Here is a 14,788-nt window from a genome sequence, read left to right as displayed (position 1 = left end):
CGCCCGGCGCGGCGTTACTGAAACGCGACCTCGGCAAAGCTGCGCAGCTTGCGCGAATGCAGGCGCTCGGATTCCTGCTGCTTGAGCCGCTCCAGCGCCTTCAGGCCGATCTGAAGATGCTGGCCGACGCGCTGGCGATAGAATTCGCTCGCCATGCCCGCGAGCTTGATCTCGCCGTGCAGCGGCTTGTCCGAGACACACAGCAGCGTGCCGTAGGGCACGCGGAAACGATAGCCGTTGGCGGCGATCGTCGCGGATTCCATGTCGAGCGCGATGGAGCGCGATTGCGACATCCGCCGGATCACCTGCGGGCCGCTGATCTCCCAATTGCGGTTGTCGACGCTCGCGACCGTGCCGGTGCGCATCAGCCGCTTCAACTCGAAACCGGTGAGCCCGGTCACCTCGCCAACCGCCTCCTCCAGCGCGACCTGCATCTCGGCGAGCGCGGGGATCGGCACCCAGAGCGGCAGCTCGTGATCGAGCACGTGATCCTCACGGACATAGCCATGGGCGAGCACATAATCGCCGAGCCGCTGCGTGTTGCGTAAGCCAGCGCAATGCCCGATCATCAGCCAGGCATGCGGCCGGAGCACCGCGACGTGATCGGTGATGTTGCGCGCGTTCGATGGACCGATCCCGATATTGATCAGGGTGATGCCGCGATAGCCGGGCTCGACGAGATGAAACGCCGGCATCTGCGGGACGCGCTCCGATGCCGTCCCGCTCACGCCGCCGCCTGCCAGCGCGTTGCGCGTGATCACATTGCCGGGCGCAACGAACGCCTCGAGGCCCTCCTCGCCCGCGGCGAGACGCTGCAGGCTCGATTGCGCAAAGGCGTCGACATAGAACTGGTAGTTGGTGAAGATCACGAAATTCTGGAAGTGCTCGGGATCGGTGCCGGTGTAGTGATAGAGCCGGCGCAGCGAGTAATCGACGCGCGCGGCACGGAACAAGGCCAGCGGCTCGGGCGTCCCTGGCGTCAGCTCGAATGTGCCGTCGGCGATCGCATCGTCCATCGCCGCAAGATCGGGCGTATCGAACACGTCGCGCAGCGACCTTGTGAACGCCGAGCTGTCGGCGATGGTCAGCGCCGCCTCGATATTGATGTCGCGCCGGTAGGCGAAGTGGATCGGTATAGGCTCGTTGGACTCGCCGATCTCGACCGCCACGCCATGGTTCTTGACCAGGAGCCCGATCTGCTCGGTGAGGTAGGTCCGGAAAATGTCCGGCCGCGTGATGCTGGTCTCGTGGACGCCGGGTCCCGCGACAAAACCGTAGGCGAGACGGGAATCGAGCCGGGCATGCGACGAGGTCGTGATGCGGACGAACGGGTAATGCGCCCGCACCCGCGTCGTACACGGGACGCCGCTGACATAGGCCTCGAAGCGATTGCGCAGGAATCCGGTGTTGCGCTCGTAGATCTCTTCGAGACGGGCAACGGCGGCGCTAGCATCGACGAATGCTTCGGTCGTGATCGGCGGTGGGGTTTCGATGGGAGGTGTCGGAGACATGTTCGCTTTGCACCGGATCCGTTGCCGAGTTGGGACTCGCCCTGGATCTGTGCAGTATAGCGACAATGGCCTCCAGTTCCAGATCGACGCCGATCGCGCCGCACTGCTTTATTCTCCTTCGCGCGGCGGCAGCGCGCAGATTTCGGACCGGGTCAGGAACCGGCGTTCGCGCCCGTTGTCGAGCGAGAACATGCCGCCGCGGCCGGGAACGACGTCGATGATCAGGTCGGTGTGCTTCCAGACGTCGTATTGCGAGCCGCTGATGTAGAACGGCGCCCCGCCGATCTCGCCGAGCTTGACGTCATAATCGCCGATCAGGAAGTCACCTTGCGGATAGCACATCGGTGACGAACCGTCGCAGCAGCCGCCGGACTGGTGAAACAGCACCGGCCCATGATCGGCGACGATCTCGGCAATCAGCGCCAGCGCAGCCGGCGTCGCGGTCACCTTGTCAGCCATCTCGGCCTCCGTGATGGAGGCTCCGGCGGGACACCCCGCCGAAGCCTGACGTCTTCCTTCCCTGAACGCGGGGCAGCCGGGATATCAGAAGAAGCCGAGCTTCTTCGGGCTGTAGCTCACCAGCATGTTCTTGGTCTGCTGGTAGTGGTCGAGCATCATCTTGTGGTTCTCGCGGCCGACACCGGACTGCTTGTAGCCGCCGAACGCCGCATGCGCGGGATAGGCGTGGTAGCAATTGGTCCAGACCCGGCCAGCCTGGATGGCCCGGCCGAACCGGTAGCAGCGATTGACGTCGCGGCTCCAGATGCCGGCACCGAGGCCGTAAAGCGTGTCGTTAGCGATCGAGAGCGCGTCCTCGTCGTTCTTGAAGGTGGTCACGGACACCACGGGCCCGAAAATCTCCTCCTGGAAGATCCGCATCTTGTTGTGGCCCTTGAACACGGTCGGCTTGACATAGTAGCCGCCGGAGAGCCCGCCGCCGAGATTGTTGCGCTCGCCGCCGGTCAGCACCTCGGCGCCTTCCTTCTTGCCGATGTCGATGTAGGAGAGGATCTTCTCGAGCTGCTCGGAGGACGCCTGCGCGCCGATCATCGTGGTCGGATCGAGCGGGCTGCCCTGGGTGATCGCTTCGACGCGCTTCAACGCGCGCTCCATGAAGCGGTCATAGATCGATTCCTGGATCAGCGCCCGGCTCGGACAGGTGCAGACCTCGCCCTGGTTGAGCGCGAACATCACGAAGCCCTCGACCGCCTTGTCGAAGAAATCATCGTCTTCCTCCAGAACGTCCTTGAAGAAGATGTTAGGCGATTTGCCGCCGAGTTCGAGCGTCACCGGGATCAGGTTCTGCGCGGCATACTGCATGATCAGCCGGCCGGTCGTGGTCTCGCCGGTGAAGGCGATCTTGGCGATCCGGTTCGACGAGGCGAGCGGCTTACCGGCCTCGAGGCCGAAGCCGTTGACGACGTTCAGCACGCCCTTGGGCAGCAGGTCCCCGATCAGTTCGAGCCAGACCAGGATCGAGGCCGGGGTCTGCTCGGCCGGCTTGAGGACGACGCAGTTGCCGGCGGCGAGCGCCGGTGCAAGCTTCCAGACCGCCATCAGGATCGGGAAATTCCAGGGAATGATCTGGCCGACGACGCCAAGCGGCTCGTGGAAGTGATAGGCGATCGTGTCGTGATCGATCTCCGAGATCGAGCCTTCCTGCCCGCGGATTGCGCTCGCGAAGTAACGGAAGTGGTCGATCGCCAACGGCATGTCGGCGGCCATGGTCTCGCGGATCGGCTTGCCGTTGTCCCAGGTCTCGGCGGTGGCGAGCTTTTCGAGATTGGCCTCCATCCGGTCGGCGATCCTGTTGAGGATCAGCGAACGCTCGGCGACGCTGGTCTTGCCCCAGGCGTCCTTGGCTGCGTGCGCGGCATCGAGCGCCGCCTCGATATCCGACGCGTCGGAGCGCGGGATCTCGCAGACCGGAAGGCCGGTCACCGGCGAGATGTTCTCAAAATACTTTCCGGAGCGGGGCTCGCGCCATTCGCCGCCAATGAAATTGCCGTAGCGCTTGGCGAACGGCGCCTTGAGCACGGACTGCATGTCAACCTTGTTCATGTGTTCCTCCGTTGGCACGCCGATGCACACGGCGTTGGCCGGGACGCTCGGTCAAATCAGGCCGGCAGAACAGGGGCCCGCCCCAAGGGCCGCGGGGGAACTGTCGCAAATCTGAGACAGAGTGCGCCGCAAATTGGCACAGGCACGCCAACGCTCCGGACGCCGGTCTTGAGCTTGCGGAAATGCCCTAGAGAGCACGATGAGATTAGGTTGAGCTGGAACGGCGTCGAAAGTTCACCTCTCCCTTGGGAGAGGTCGATTTACGCAGCAAATCGGGTGAGGGGTTACGGTCTATCGAGAGAGCAAGAGCCCTCACCCGGATTGCACCGGACGATGCTTCGCATCGCCGAGAGCAATCCGACCTCTCCCCGACGGGGAGAGGTGAACCGAGACCGCGCCAAGCCGATTCAACTAAACTGATCGCGCCCTAGCGGTGCAGGCCGAGCTGCTTCAGCTTGCGGTGCAATGTGGCGCGGGACATGTCGAGGTCCTTGGCCGCCTTCGACACGTTGCCGCCGGCGCGCGCCAGCGCGCGCTGCAACGCTGCGCGTTCCGCGGCGGCCAGGCCGCCATCGTCGCGCGTCTCGCCGATCAGATCGGCCGCCGGCAACGGCCGCGCCAGCGACGCCGCGTTGAGGCCAAGCGCGCGGCGCGCGGCGCGCGTTGCACCGATCACGAGATCGTCGCGATCGACTGCGAGCAGCGAGTTGACGGCGCGCTCGCTTCGCGGCGTCAGCAGAATTCGGGCATCGGGAAACGCCCGGCGAAAATTCTCGGCTTCGATCGCGCGCGCGGCGTCCGTCACCGTGGTCGCGATCAGCCGGGAAAATCCGTCGGTCAGGTCCGCCCGGCAGGAGGAGACATCGAGCGCCGCGGCAAGCTCGCCATGCTCGTCGAAGATCGGCGCGGTGGTGCAGAACAGGGCTGAATTGCGGGTGAAGAAATGCTGCTCGCGGTCGATCGACAGCGGGCGCTTCTCGACGATGCAGGTGCCGATGCCGTTGGTCCCCTCGTATTTCTCGCTCCAGACCGCACCGGTCCAGAGCCCCCAGGCGTCGAACGTCGCATCATCGGCGCCCGCGCCGCGCCGGTCGACGACGACGCCGTCGCGGTCCGCCAGCAGCACCGAACAGCCGACCCCGCCGACCGCTAGAAACAGCCGGTCGAGCGTGCTCTGGGCGACTTTCAGGAATTCGCCGAGGCGCTGCTGTGCAGCGGCGATTTCAGCCTGGCCGAGACGATGGGAAGGCAGGCGGCTCGCCGGATCGAGCGCGTGCAGATGGCCGGAGCGGCGCCACGACGCCGACAGGTCGGATGGCGCCCCGCCTCCGGCCAGCACGTCGAGAACCTTGTCCGTGTGCATGACGCCTGGCGACCGGCTCATGCTTCCCTCCCCTGCTCCGCGGGTTCCGTGACCCTCGGGAGCGCGGCGCTGTTGGCCCTGGCACCTTTGTATTTCGCAGGATATAGCGCCCCCAACGGCCTTTCAAGGGACGGCCATTGCGACGTTCGGACAGGTAGGGGCTGATCGCGTAGCTCACGCCTTGGGGGCGGCGCCCCCAGGAGGACGGCGCTTACTGAATCCTCGCCAAAACCGCGAGGCGGCGGATGCCCTTGTTACGGTAGGCGTCGAGGAACGCGTAATAGTCCTTGAACGAAACGCAACCGTTGGAGTCGCCGTTCGGGCCGAGCATGAAGGTGTGCGCGAGCAGGCCGTCGCGGTTGAAGATCTTGCCCTCGCCGCCGATCGGATTGAGCCGCAGCGCCGGCACGCCGTGGAACAGCGCCTCGCGCGGCTTGAGTTCGTAGATGTGCGGCGGCGTCACGCCGACCATCTTCATGTGCGAGGATCTGGGATCGTCGAGCCGGGAGCCGAGGCCCGAATGCGCCTCGAGCCGCGTGCCGTCCGGCAGGTACACGGTCTTGGCCGAGATGTCGTAGACCGCGGTCTGGCGGTCATAGGGCGGCGAGCCGCCGAGCATCGGGTTCTGGTCCAGCGTCGAGGGGATGCTGCCGGTGACATTGGCGTCGGCTGAGGCGAAGGAGAGCAGCCCGCCGCTCGACTCGCGCTTGCCCCACAGCTTCTCGACCATGGTCTGCCGCTCGCTCGACGCGATCGACAGCACCGCGGCCTTGGCGCGCGCGGCCATGTCGCGGACGCCGCCTGATTTCGCAGCCTGCTTGGTCTCGGCAGGCTTCGCTTCGGCTGTCTTGGGCTGAACCGTCGCGGAGGGATCGTTGAGCGCCACCTTCAGATTCGCGGCGGCCTGCTTCTTGGCGGTCTCGACCGACTTCGGCGCCGGCAACGGCTTCGATGTCTCGGCGAGTTCTGCCGTCGCCACCGCCCTCGCCGCTACGGCGACCTTGGGTTCAGCGGCCTGCTTGATCGGGTCGATCTGCGGTGCGGCGTCAGCCACGACGCTGGATGCGACGCCCTCAGGCGCGGCGGCCGCAAACCGATCGTTAAACATAAGTGACGGTGCCGGGGCTTCCGACTTCGCGACCTCGGTCTTGGCGGGCGCCGCCGGCGCGGGCGTCAGGGACGCGAACACCTCGTTGAACGCGGGTGCGGGCCGCGCGGCAACGGCGACGGGCCGCTTCGCGACCGGCGCATCAAACGACGCATTGCCGACCGACGGATAGACGCTCGCCGCAAAGATGTTGGCATAGACGGTCCAGGCGCAGCCAAGCACCAGCCCAGCCACCGCGGCGCTGCCGAGGAAATGCTGCGGGAGGATTTTTCGGGAGGATTTCTTGCGGCTTGGCGCCCCAAGAACATACGCACTCGCACTCGTACCCATACGCCCGGCGCTCAAAACAGGTCCACCTTTGTCCCTCACTCGACGCATCGTCGAACGGTGTTCGGCTCAACGTCGCGCGGGGGCACAGACGGCCATTAAGGCGACTTTTAGTTAAATGCGACTTAACCGGATGCGATCCCCTGCAACGCGGGAAGTGCCTGTGGCGTAGGGCTTTTTTAAGATGGCATTGGACCGCCAAAACGGCTTTTTTGTCCCATGATGGGACATTCCGGCACGCGGCTCCGCCGCCGCATGCCGAGATAAATCCTAGGGAGAATTTCCTTGCCGACGGCCCCGTAATCGCGCGGGGATCGAGCAAAAATCATCTCTCAATAGCTGAGCTTCGGATACCAGTCCGCGCCACGGCCCTCGCGCGTGGTGTCGAGCAGGGTCCAGAGCGGATCCATGTCCGGCGCGCCGCGCGGGTCCTGGCCGGGGTCGACGGTGCCGGCTCCCATCTCGCCGGCCCAGAAATGCCGGATCGCACCGTCGTGGCGGGCGAAGACATTGTAGCCGGGCACGTCGCTGTCATCCTTGCTGACATAGTCGCGCGTGTAATCGCCCGACGCATCCGAATAAATCTTGTGGCGCGTCCAGCCGCGCGCCTTCTTCGCCTCGATCAGCCGCGCGATCGGCGAGCGCGCCACGAACACCAACGACACGCGCTGCTCGATATCCGGAAGCTTCTCCGCCCATGTGCCCATGAACGACGTGCACATCGGGCACGGCTTCTCGCGCTGTGGGCCGAACATGTAGCTGTAGATGATGAGCGTCTGCTTGTTGCCGAACAGATCGGCGAGCGAGGCCGCGCCGGACTCGCCCGTGAACTCATAGGCCCTGGTCACCTCGCCGCCCGGCGGCAAGGCGCGGCGCAGCTCGGCGACGCGCGCGATGTGCCGGCGCAGCTCGATCTCCTCGACGAGCAGCGCCTGGCGCGCGCGACGATATTCGGCGCTCTCATTGGGAAAGCGCCTGGCATTGGTGCTGGCGAGTTCGGCGGCGGGCTTAAGGACGGAACTGGTCATGGTTGGAACCTCGCGTGTTTGACGGGCTCCCTGGAAGACGAGCCGGAACCGGGCAATCCGACACCCAGCGGCGGCGATTTTACTGTAGCTCCGGCGGCGGCGAACGGTCGAAGACCTTGCCCTTTGCGCCGTCGAGCAGATCGAGCGCGTAGGTCTCGATCACCAGCGGCCCACGCATGCGCTTGGCCTCGGCCACGGTTTCGACATGGGCGAAATTGTCGCGCACCGAGGCCGGCATCGCCTGCTCGACCTCATGCACATACAGCAGCTTGCCGGACAGCTGCGCCGGGCTCGGCTCAGGCATGTTGACCCAGCGAATGCGCTGGCCTTGTTGCGCGACGCAGGTGCCCTTGGGGAGATAGAAGGCCAGCCAGCCGGTGGTGCCGTAGTCCGGTGCCAGCACGCAGCTCGCGCCGGACCGCGCGCGCACCGCCTCGATCTCGCCCGCGAGCTCCTGCCAGCCGACGCCGACGCTGCGCACGGTGGCGTCGCGGCGGTAGCCCGAGAGCATGCCGGTGTTGGCCTGCACGATCAGCAGCGCGAATAGCACGACGCCTGTGGGCGCGGCCCAGCGGCGGCAGAAATCGATCGTGCGCTGCTCGCGCGGTGCCCACTGCACCTGGATTGCCGCGACCGCGGCCGCCACCGCAAAGGCCGGGTAGACCGGCGCGAACCAGTTGGCCTCGACCCGCGCATGCAGCGCGTGCCAGGTGAAGTAGACCACGATGGTCCAGAACATCGTGTTGACCAGCACGCGCGCCGGCATCGCGCCGGCGCGGCGCCGGTAGAGCGCGTAGAGACCCATCACACCGAGGATGAAGACCAAGGGCGTCGCGAACGCAAACTGCGTCGGGATCAGCTCGGCGATGTAGTTCGGCCGGAAATCCTCGATCCGGGCGCGCCCCATCTGCTTGATGAACGACACCCATTGATGATCGGCATTCCAGAGGATGACCGGCGCGAACAGGCCGGCCGCAACCAGGCCGCCGAGATAGAGCCATGGCGAGAGATACCAGCGCCGCAGCTTCGGCACCATCGCGAGCCAGATCAGGATGGCGGGTCCGAAGAACAGCGCCGTGTATTTCGACAGCAGCGCCAGGCCGGCGCTGACGCCGACCGCAAGCCACCAGGCGCCGCGGCCGCTCTCCAGCACCTTTGCGAGCGAATACAGCAGGAAGCTCGCGGCAACCAGCAGCGGCGCATCCGGCGTCACGATCAGCGTGCCGACGGCGGCCATCAGCGTAACATTGAGCAGGATCGTTGCGCTCGCGGCGATGCGCCGGCCGCCGAACAGGATCTCGGCCGCCCGGTAGATCGCCCAGTTCATCGGCAACGCGAGCAGGATCGACACCAGCCGCACGCCGAACGGCGTGTCGCCCGCGATCATGGTGCCGAGCCGGATCACGACAGCGACCATCGGCGGATGGTCGTAATAGCCGCCGGCGAGCGCCTTCGACCACATCCAGTAATAGGCTTCGTCGAAGGTCAGCGGCGTCCATGCGGCGGCGGCCAGCCGCAACACGACCAGCGCGCACACCGCAAGAGCGGTGTTCCGGGCCAGCCGCGCCTCGTTCGCGTTCATGCCACCGTCATCGCTTGCGCCAGACGAACAGCCCGGACATCGCGTAGTTCCACACCACGCCCATCAGCGCGCCGGCCGCGCCCGCAAGCCACCAGATCGGCTCCTGGTCGTAGACCGAGAACGCGACGCCGACATTGGCGAGCAGGCCGACGCTGCAGACCAGATAGAACAGCAGCAGGCCGCGCAGGATGCCAAAGCCCTTCAGCCGCTGGTCGCGATAGGTCAGGAAATTGTTGAGGATGAAGTTGCTGGTCATGGCGACGATCGCGCCGGTGGCCTGGGCCTCCGGGAACGGCACCTTGAACAGTTCCAGCGCGATGAACAGCACGCTGAGATGCACCAGCAGGCCGAGGCCGCCGACTGCTGCGAACAGAATGAAGCGCAGCGAGATCAGATCGTTGGTCAGCTTCGCCAGCACCAGGCCAAGGAAGTCGAGCGCGACCATCGAGTCAAGCTTGCTCTCGCCATGCTGGCGGGCGCCGAACGTGTAGGGAATTTCGACCGCGCGCAGCTTGCCTTCGGCCGTCGCCACGACGTCGAGCAGGATCTTGAAGCCCTGGGTCGAAAGCTGCGGCGCAAGCTGCTCGAAACGGTCGCGGCGGATCATGAAGAAGCCGCTCATGGGATCGGCGATCTCGACCTTCAAGGAACGGCGCGCGATCTCGGTGGCAAAGGCGCTGGCGCCGGCGCGCTGCTTGTTGAAGCCTTCGCTCTTGTAGCCCTCGATATAGCGGCTGCCGACCACGAGTTCGGCCTCGCCGCTCTGCAGCAGCGCGACCATCTTCGGGAGCTGGGTCTCGTCATGCTGGAGGTCGGCGTCCATGACCGCGGCATAGGGCGCGCTCGACGCCAGGATGCCCTCGATGCAGGCGCCGGACAGGCCGCGCCGGCCGATTCGGCGGATGCAGCGCACGCGCGAATCCTTCCGTGCCAGGGCGCGCACCACGTCCCAGGTACCGTCGGGCGAATTGTCATCGACGAAGATGACCTCCCAGGACACGTCCTTCAGGGTCGCGTCGAGCCTGCGGTACAGCACCGTGACATTGTCGCGTTCGTTGAAGGTCGGGACGACCACCGAAAGTTGCGGCAGACTTGCTGCCTGCGTGGAGGTTTCGGGGGCTAGCTTGATGGCGTCATTCATGAGCGCCAGCGTATAGCCGCAGCCTCCCCCGCTGCCAAGGCGGGCCGGCCCAAACGCTGTCTCGGGAAGCGGGAAAACGGGGCAAAAACCGTCCGAAAATGCCAACGACCACGAACAAGGGGCGCGCGTACATCCGGCGCAGCCAAACAATGTCGTGGTCGTCCCGGCGCCGGAGCCCTTAAGCTGCAACGTCGCCGTTATGACCTAAGTAAGTAGCCCCCATGCGGTCCGCAAGGGGCAATGATCACCTCTCCCTTGGGAGAGGTCGATTTGCGCAGCAAATCGGGTGAGGGGTTACGGTCTATCGAGAGAGCAAGAGCCCTCACCCGGATTGCACTGGACGATGCTTCGCATCGCCAAGCGCAATCCGACCTCTCCCCGGCGGGGAGAGGTGACCCGAAACCTTGGCGAGCCGATTCAACCAAAATTCATCCCGGTCTAGTTGTTCGGGACTTCCCGGATCACCGGGCCGCGCGGGGCCGCCGGCGCGGCCTCGGCGGCGGGAGCCGCCTGCGGCTGCGCTGCTGCGGGCTGGGTCGGATTACGGAGCTGGCTCGGCGACGGCCCGTAGATGAACGCGGCCGCCAGCGCCACGGCCGCGACCACTGCGCCCAAGAAGCCTGCCGTCGATTGTGAGCTCATGCCGATCATCCCCTCGCCTGCGCGGATTGATATCAAAAATCGGCCGGCCGCAACAGGATTCGGGAACCTATTTCGCCGCGGCCCTGCGGCGGGTGAAGGCGGTCACGATGTCCTTCTGCGCCAGCTCGATCGCGCGATTGGCCGTCGTCAGATTGGCGTCGGCATCCTGCTTGGGAAACTGCAGCGACAGGAAGTCGATCAGCGATACCCGGAAGTTCTGCCGCTCCGAGGGACAGACATTGGCGATCAGCGAGCTGAACTCCTGGTCGGACATCGTCTTGTTGCTGTCGCGGGGATATTCGCGGGCGAGGCAATTCCAGTAGGCGTCGCGACCGGTGATCGCGAGCTTGTGCGCATCGTCGACCTCGTCGGCCATTGCAGCAGACGATATGGCAGCGGACGATATGGCAGCGGAGGACGTGATCAAGAGGGCGGCCGCAACCAGCATGCGCATGTGTTGTTCTCCATTTTGGCGCATCGTAGCGAAGAGCGACAACGACGATAAGCACCCCCGCGCCAATCTGGTAAACTGGCCAATCACGATTATTTTGACTACTCTCGATCCCCGTTCCCCCTCCTCGCGATGAGTGCAGTCGTGGCCAAAGCTCCCACCAAGGCAACCAAGACAAACGCAGGCAACATCTATATCGGCATTGGCGGCTGGACCTTCGAGCCATGGCGCGGCGTGTTCTATCCCGAGAAGCTCACGCAGGCGAAGGAGCTGTCCTACGCCGCATCGAAGCTGACCTCGATCGAGATCAACGGCACCTATTACGGCTCGCAGAAGCCGGAGAGCTTTCGCAAATGGGCGAGCGAAGTGCCCGACGGCTTCATCTTCTCGCTGAAGGGGCCGCGCTTCGCCACCAACCGCCGCGTGCTCGCCGAGGCCGGCGATTCGGTGAAGCGGTTCTATGATTCGGGCGTGCTCGAGCTGAAGGACCGGCTCGGGCCGGTGCTCTGGCAGTTCGCGCCGACCAAGAAATTCGACGGCGCCGATTTCGGCAAGTTCCTCGAGCTGTTGCCGCGCAAGCTCGACGGCCGCGCGCTGCGCCATGTCGTCGAAGTGCGCCACGACAGCTTTTGCGTGCCGGAGTTCATCGCGCTGCTGCGGCAGTTCGAGGTGCCCGTGGTGTTCGCCGAGCACGGCAAATATCCGGCGATTGCCGATATCGCCAGCGACTTCGTCTATGCCCGGCTGCAGAAGGGCAATGACGAATTGAAGACCTGCTATCCGCCGAAACAGCTCGACGCATGGGCCAAGCGGTTTCAGGATTGGGCCGGCGGCAGCGAGCCGGACGATCTGCCGCGGGTCGACAAATCAGCGCCGAAGAAGGCGCCGCGCGACGTGTTCGCCTACGTGATCCACGAGGGCAAGATCCGCGCGCCGGCGGGCGCGATGGAATTGATCGAACGGGTGAAGTGAGGGAGAACCGATGGCGAAGGCGAAAAAGCTGTTCACCATCGGCTACGAGCAGACGCCGTCCAAGGCCGTGCTCGACGAACTCCAGCATGCCGGCGTCAAGCTCCTCGTCGATGTCCGCGCGGTCGCCTCCTCGCGCCGCCCCGGCTTCTCCAAGACCCAGCTCGCCGCTGGTCTCGACGAGCGCGGCATCGGCTACGTCCACCTCCGCGGCCTCGGCACGCCGAAGAGCGGGCGCGAGGCGGCGCGCAGCGGGCAATATGCGCTGCTGCACAAGATCTATTCGGCGCACCTCAAGACGGTGCAGGCCAAGGAGGAGCTCGACGAGCTGTCGGCGCTGGTGAAGAAGTCCGGTCCGGTCTGCATCCTCTGCTACGAGCGCGACCACGAACACTGCCACCGTCGCTGGATCGCCGAGATCATCGAGGAGCGCGACGGCGTCAGGATCGAAAACCTGGCCGCACCGCAGGTCTAGCCCTTACCCACCAGGCGCAACGTCCCCTCCATCATCTGCACACACGCCCCGCCGACATGTGCGGATAGGACTGCGCCATCCTGCTTGCGCACGCGCGTCAGCAGCAGGCTCGGCCGGCCCATGTCAAAACCCTGGCCGACCGTCAGCTTCAGGATGCCGTCGCGCAACGCATCGAGCGTGGCAAGCAGCGCGGCCGCGGCGACCGTGGCGCTGCCGGTGGCCGGGTCCTCGATCAGGCCGCTCGATCCCGGAAAGAACATCCGTGCCTGCATATCGCAAGGCGCCTCGGCGACGGGGACGTCGCGCGTGTAGAAGTACGCGGAGAAGGCTCCGTCTCGCGGGAAGAAGCGGGCGAACGCCGCCGCATCCGGCTTTGCCCGCCGGACTGCATCGCGCGATGCGACCTCAAAGACCAGGAACGGCGTTCCGACGCCGACCACCTGCGGTGCCTGGCGATCCGTCCTGACGTCGTCTGCCGTGAGCGAGATCAGGCTAGCGACCTCGGCAGCGGAGAACTGCGACAGGCGCGATAGCGGCTGCGGCGCGGTCAGTTCAGTGGCAACGACCCTGCCGCCCTCTCGCGCGACATCGACCGGAACCAACCCCGCCTTTTCCTCGAAGATCAGACGTGGCTTCGGCTCCTTCGCAAGCTGTGCCAGCACGAAGGCGGTGCCGACATTGGGATGCCCGGCAAACGGCAGTTCTCTGACCGGCGTGAAGATGCGAACCTGGGCGTCGTTGGCCCTATCCTGCGGCGGCAGCACGAAGGTCGTCTCGGAATAATTGAACTCGGTCGCGATCGCCTGCATCTGTTCGGTCGAGAGACCTTCGGCGTCGAGCACCACGGCGAGCGGGTTGCCGCCGAAGGCGCGGTCCGTGAAAACGTCGACGGTGATATAGCGGCGCTGCATCTTGCGTGTCCTTGTGCCGGTCATTCCGATGGCGTCATCGTAGCACAGCAGCGATGACGCCCTTCAGAGCACTCGGTGCAATCGCGCGCGAGCTAGAGCATATGAGATTAGGTTGAGCTGGAACGGCGTCGAAAGTCCACCTCTCCCTTTGGGAGAGGTCGATTTGCGCAGCAAATCGGGTGAGGGGTTACGGTCTATCGAGAGAGCAAGAGCCCTCACCCGGATTGCTTTGCAATCCGACCTCTCCCCGATGGGGAGAGGTGAACCGAAGCCGCGGCAAGCCGGTTCAACCAAGACTCATCCCGCTCTAGAACCGAAACAGCTCGCGTGGTGACGCGAGCACGCGGGCGCGCTCGTCGGCGTCGGTGACGAGCTCGTCGAGAAACTTTCGGTTCTTCGCGTAGCTCTGCGTCGCCTCGAATTGGGTGTGCGGCCAGTCGCTGCCCCACAGCAGCCGGTCGACGCCGAAAGCCTGGCGCAGCAGCGGATAGGCCTGCTTCGCGAACGCCTCACCGGCCGCGCCGTTGCGATAGGGCGCCGAAATCTTCACCCAGACATTTCGCGTCGCGCCAAGCTTGAGGACCGACTGGAATCCGGGATCGTCGATGCCGAGCTTCGGATCAGGCAAGGCGAAATGATCGAGCACGACTTTCACGCCCTGGTCGAGCAGCTGAGGTGCGAGCGTCGCGAGATCACCGGCGTTGCGCTGGATCTCGACCTGCCAGTCGAGCGTCCTGATCTGCGCCAGCAGCGCCGTCCACTCCGGCGACGAAAGATCAGGCAGCTTCTGGCCGACCAGATTGAGACGAATGCCCGCCACCCCGGCGCGATCGAGCGCGCGCAGTTCGTCGGCGGTAGCGGCAACGTCGACCACGGCGATGCCGCGCAGGCGGCCATTGGTCGCCTTGAGGCATTCGACCAGATAGGAATTGTCGGTGCCGAGAAAGCTCGGCTGCACCAACACGCCGTTGGTGATGCCGTTCTGGTCGAGCTGCTGCAAATAGAGCGCGAGCGGCGCGTCGTAGTCGGGCGCGTAGCGCCGGCCCGGCGCGAGCTTCAGCCCGCGATGGAAGACGTGGGCGTGGGTATCGATCGCGAGTTTCGGCACCTCAGCCCTCACCTTGCTCGCCAATGCACTTGCCGACAGCGCGGCAACCACTCCCACGGCAAACCGGCGCCGCGTCAACCCATGTTCGTACGATGTCATGATCATTCCTCA

General features: G+C 65.3%; 14 protein-coding genes. 2 read left to right on the top strand and 12 right to left on the bottom strand.

All coding sequences use genetic code 11. From position 1 onward, the window contains the following. Positions 1–14: 14 nt before the first annotated feature. The 10 genes from ACE10Z_RS18510 to ACE10Z_RS18465 form a co-directional block, all read right to left on the bottom strand. Entirely contained in the window at positions 15–1,511 is a 1,497-nt protein-coding gene (locus ACE10Z_RS18510; protein WP_375789196.1) for an AMP nucleosidase, read from the bottom strand. Positions 1,512–1,619: 108 nt separating this feature from the next. Further along, positions 1,620–1,970 carry a DUF779 domain-containing protein gene (locus ACE10Z_RS18505; protein ID WP_375789195.1) on the bottom strand — a complete coding sequence of 117 codons (351 nt, stop codon included), beginning with the start codon at positions 1,968–1,970 and terminating at the stop codon, positions 1,620–1,622. 84 nt (positions 1,971–2,054) lie between these two features. Further along, the gene (gene adh / locus ACE10Z_RS18500) at positions 2,055–3,572 is read right to left on the bottom strand and encodes an aldehyde dehydrogenase (protein WP_375789194.1); all 1,518 of its coding nucleotides are present in this window, start codon (positions 3,570–3,572) and stop codon (positions 2,055–2,057) included. Between the two features lie 427 nt (positions 3,573–3,999). Then, a complete protein-coding gene (locus ACE10Z_RS18495) occupies positions 4,000–4,956 on the bottom strand; it encodes a GAF domain-containing protein (protein ID WP_375789193.1) in 957 nt (318 codons plus the stop codon). A 190-nt stretch (positions 4,957–5,146) separates the two neighbouring features. After that, the gene (locus ACE10Z_RS18490; protein WP_375789192.1) at positions 5,147–6,277 is read right to left on the bottom strand and encodes a tlde1 domain-containing protein; all 1,131 of its coding nucleotides are present in this window, start codon (positions 6,275–6,277) and stop codon (positions 5,147–5,149) included. A gap of 425 nt (positions 6,278–6,702) precedes the next feature. Then, complete coding sequence (locus ACE10Z_RS18485; protein ID WP_375789191.1) at positions 6,703–7,398, bottom strand: DUF899 family protein; 696 nt, start codon at positions 7,396–7,398, stop codon at positions 6,703–6,705. A 79-nt stretch (positions 7,399–7,477) separates the two neighbouring features. Then, entirely contained in the window at positions 7,478–8,980 is a 1,503-nt protein-coding gene (locus ACE10Z_RS18480; RefSeq protein WP_375789190.1) for a glycosyltransferase family 39 protein, read from the bottom strand. Positions 8,981–8,987: 7 nt separating this feature from the next. Continuing rightward, complete coding sequence (locus ACE10Z_RS18475) at positions 8,988–10,121, bottom strand: glycosyltransferase (protein WP_375789189.1); 1,134 nt, start codon at positions 10,119–10,121, stop codon at positions 8,988–8,990. A 438-nt stretch (positions 10,122–10,559) separates the two neighbouring features. Continuing rightward, positions 10,560–10,763, bottom strand: a complete 204-nt coding sequence (locus ACE10Z_RS18470; RefSeq protein ID WP_375789188.1) for a hypothetical protein — start codon at positions 10,761–10,763, stop codon at positions 10,560–10,562. A gap of 67 nt (positions 10,764–10,830) precedes the next feature. Beyond that, complete coding sequence (locus tag ACE10Z_RS18465) at positions 10,831–11,217, bottom strand: hypothetical protein (RefSeq protein WP_375789187.1); 387 nt, start codon at positions 11,215–11,217, stop codon at positions 10,831–10,833. 141 nt (positions 11,218–11,358) lie between these two features. Here ACE10Z_RS18465 and ACE10Z_RS18460 point away from each other — a divergent pair, with 141 nt between their 5' ends. Both ACE10Z_RS18460 and ACE10Z_RS18455 read left to right on the top strand, forming a co-directional pair. After that, the gene (locus tag ACE10Z_RS18460) at positions 11,359–12,186 is read left to right on the top strand and encodes a DUF72 domain-containing protein (protein WP_375789185.1); all 828 of its coding nucleotides are present in this window, start codon (positions 11,359–11,361) and stop codon (positions 12,184–12,186) included. A gap of 10 nt (positions 12,187–12,196) precedes the next feature. Further along, positions 12,197–12,658, top strand: a complete 462-nt coding sequence (locus ACE10Z_RS18455) for a DUF488 family protein (protein WP_375789184.1) — start codon at positions 12,197–12,199, stop codon at positions 12,656–12,658. Here ACE10Z_RS18455 and ACE10Z_RS18450 read toward each other — a convergent pair. Further along, positions 12,655–13,569 carry a PhzF family phenazine biosynthesis protein gene (locus tag ACE10Z_RS18450; protein ID WP_375789183.1) on the bottom strand — a complete coding sequence of 305 codons (915 nt, stop codon included), beginning with the start codon at positions 13,567–13,569 and terminating at the stop codon, positions 12,655–12,657. The genes ACE10Z_RS18455 and ACE10Z_RS18450 overlap by 4 nt on opposite strands. Before the next feature lie 307 nt (positions 13,570–13,876). Continuing rightward, positions 13,877–14,776 carry an amidohydrolase family protein gene (locus ACE10Z_RS18445; RefSeq protein ID WP_375789182.1) on the bottom strand — a complete coding sequence of 300 codons (900 nt, stop codon included), beginning with the start codon at positions 14,774–14,776 and terminating at the stop codon, positions 13,877–13,879. Between the last annotated feature and the right edge of the window lie 12 nt (positions 14,777–14,788).

Origin of the sequence: Bradyrhizobium sp. Pha-3 (assembly GCF_042258615.1) — a bacterium.
Taxonomy (GTDB): Bacteria; Pseudomonadota; Alphaproteobacteria; order Rhizobiales; family Xanthobacteraceae; genus Bradyrhizobium.
This window is presented reverse-complemented; position numbering and strand designations above follow the sequence as displayed.

Excerpts from the sequence above, each read along its gene's own strand:
- ACE10Z_RS18510 (WP_375789196.1), bottom strand. The coding sequence starts at position 1,511 with ATGTCTCCGACACCTCCCATCGAAACCCCACCGCCGATCACGACCGAA.
- ACE10Z_RS18505 (WP_375789195.1), bottom strand. The coding sequence starts at position 1,970 with ATGGCTGACAAGGTGACCGCGACGCCGGCTGCGCTGGCGCTGATTGCC.
- adh (WP_375789194.1), bottom strand. The coding sequence starts at position 3,572 with ATGAACAAGGTTGACATGCAGTCCGTGCTCAAGGCGCCGTTCGCCAAG.
- ACE10Z_RS18495 (WP_375789193.1), bottom strand. The coding sequence starts at position 4,956 with ATGAGCCGGTCGCCAGGCGTCATGCACACGGACAAGGTTCTCGACGTG.
- ACE10Z_RS18485 (WP_375789191.1), bottom strand. The coding sequence starts at position 7,398 with ATGACCAGTTCCGTCCTTAAGCCCGCCGCCGAACTCGCCAGCACCAAT.
- ACE10Z_RS18480 (WP_375789190.1), bottom strand. The coding sequence starts at position 8,980 with ATGAACGCGAACGAGGCGCGGCTGGCCCGGAACACCGCTCTTGCGGTG.
- ACE10Z_RS18475 (WP_375789189.1), bottom strand. The coding sequence starts at position 10,121 with ATGAATGACGCCATCAAGCTAGCCCCCGAAACCTCCACGCAGGCAGCA.
- ACE10Z_RS18470 (WP_375789188.1), bottom strand. The coding sequence starts at position 10,763 with ATGAGCTCACAATCGACGGCAGGCTTCTTGGGCGCAGTGGTCGCGGCC.
- ACE10Z_RS18465 (WP_375789187.1), bottom strand. The coding sequence starts at position 11,217 with ATGCGCATGCTGGTTGCGGCCGCCCTCTTGATCACGTCCTCCGCTGCC.
- ACE10Z_RS18455 (WP_375789184.1), top strand. The coding sequence starts at position 12,197 with ATGGCGAAGGCGAAAAAGCTGTTCACCATCGGCTACGAGCAGACGCCG.
- ACE10Z_RS18450 (WP_375789183.1), bottom strand. The coding sequence starts at position 13,569 with ATGCAGCGCCGCTATATCACCGTCGACGTTTTCACGGACCGCGCCTTC.
- ACE10Z_RS18445 (WP_375789182.1), bottom strand. The coding sequence starts at position 14,776 with ATGACATCGTACGAACATGGGTTGACGCGGCGCCGGTTTGCCGTGGGA.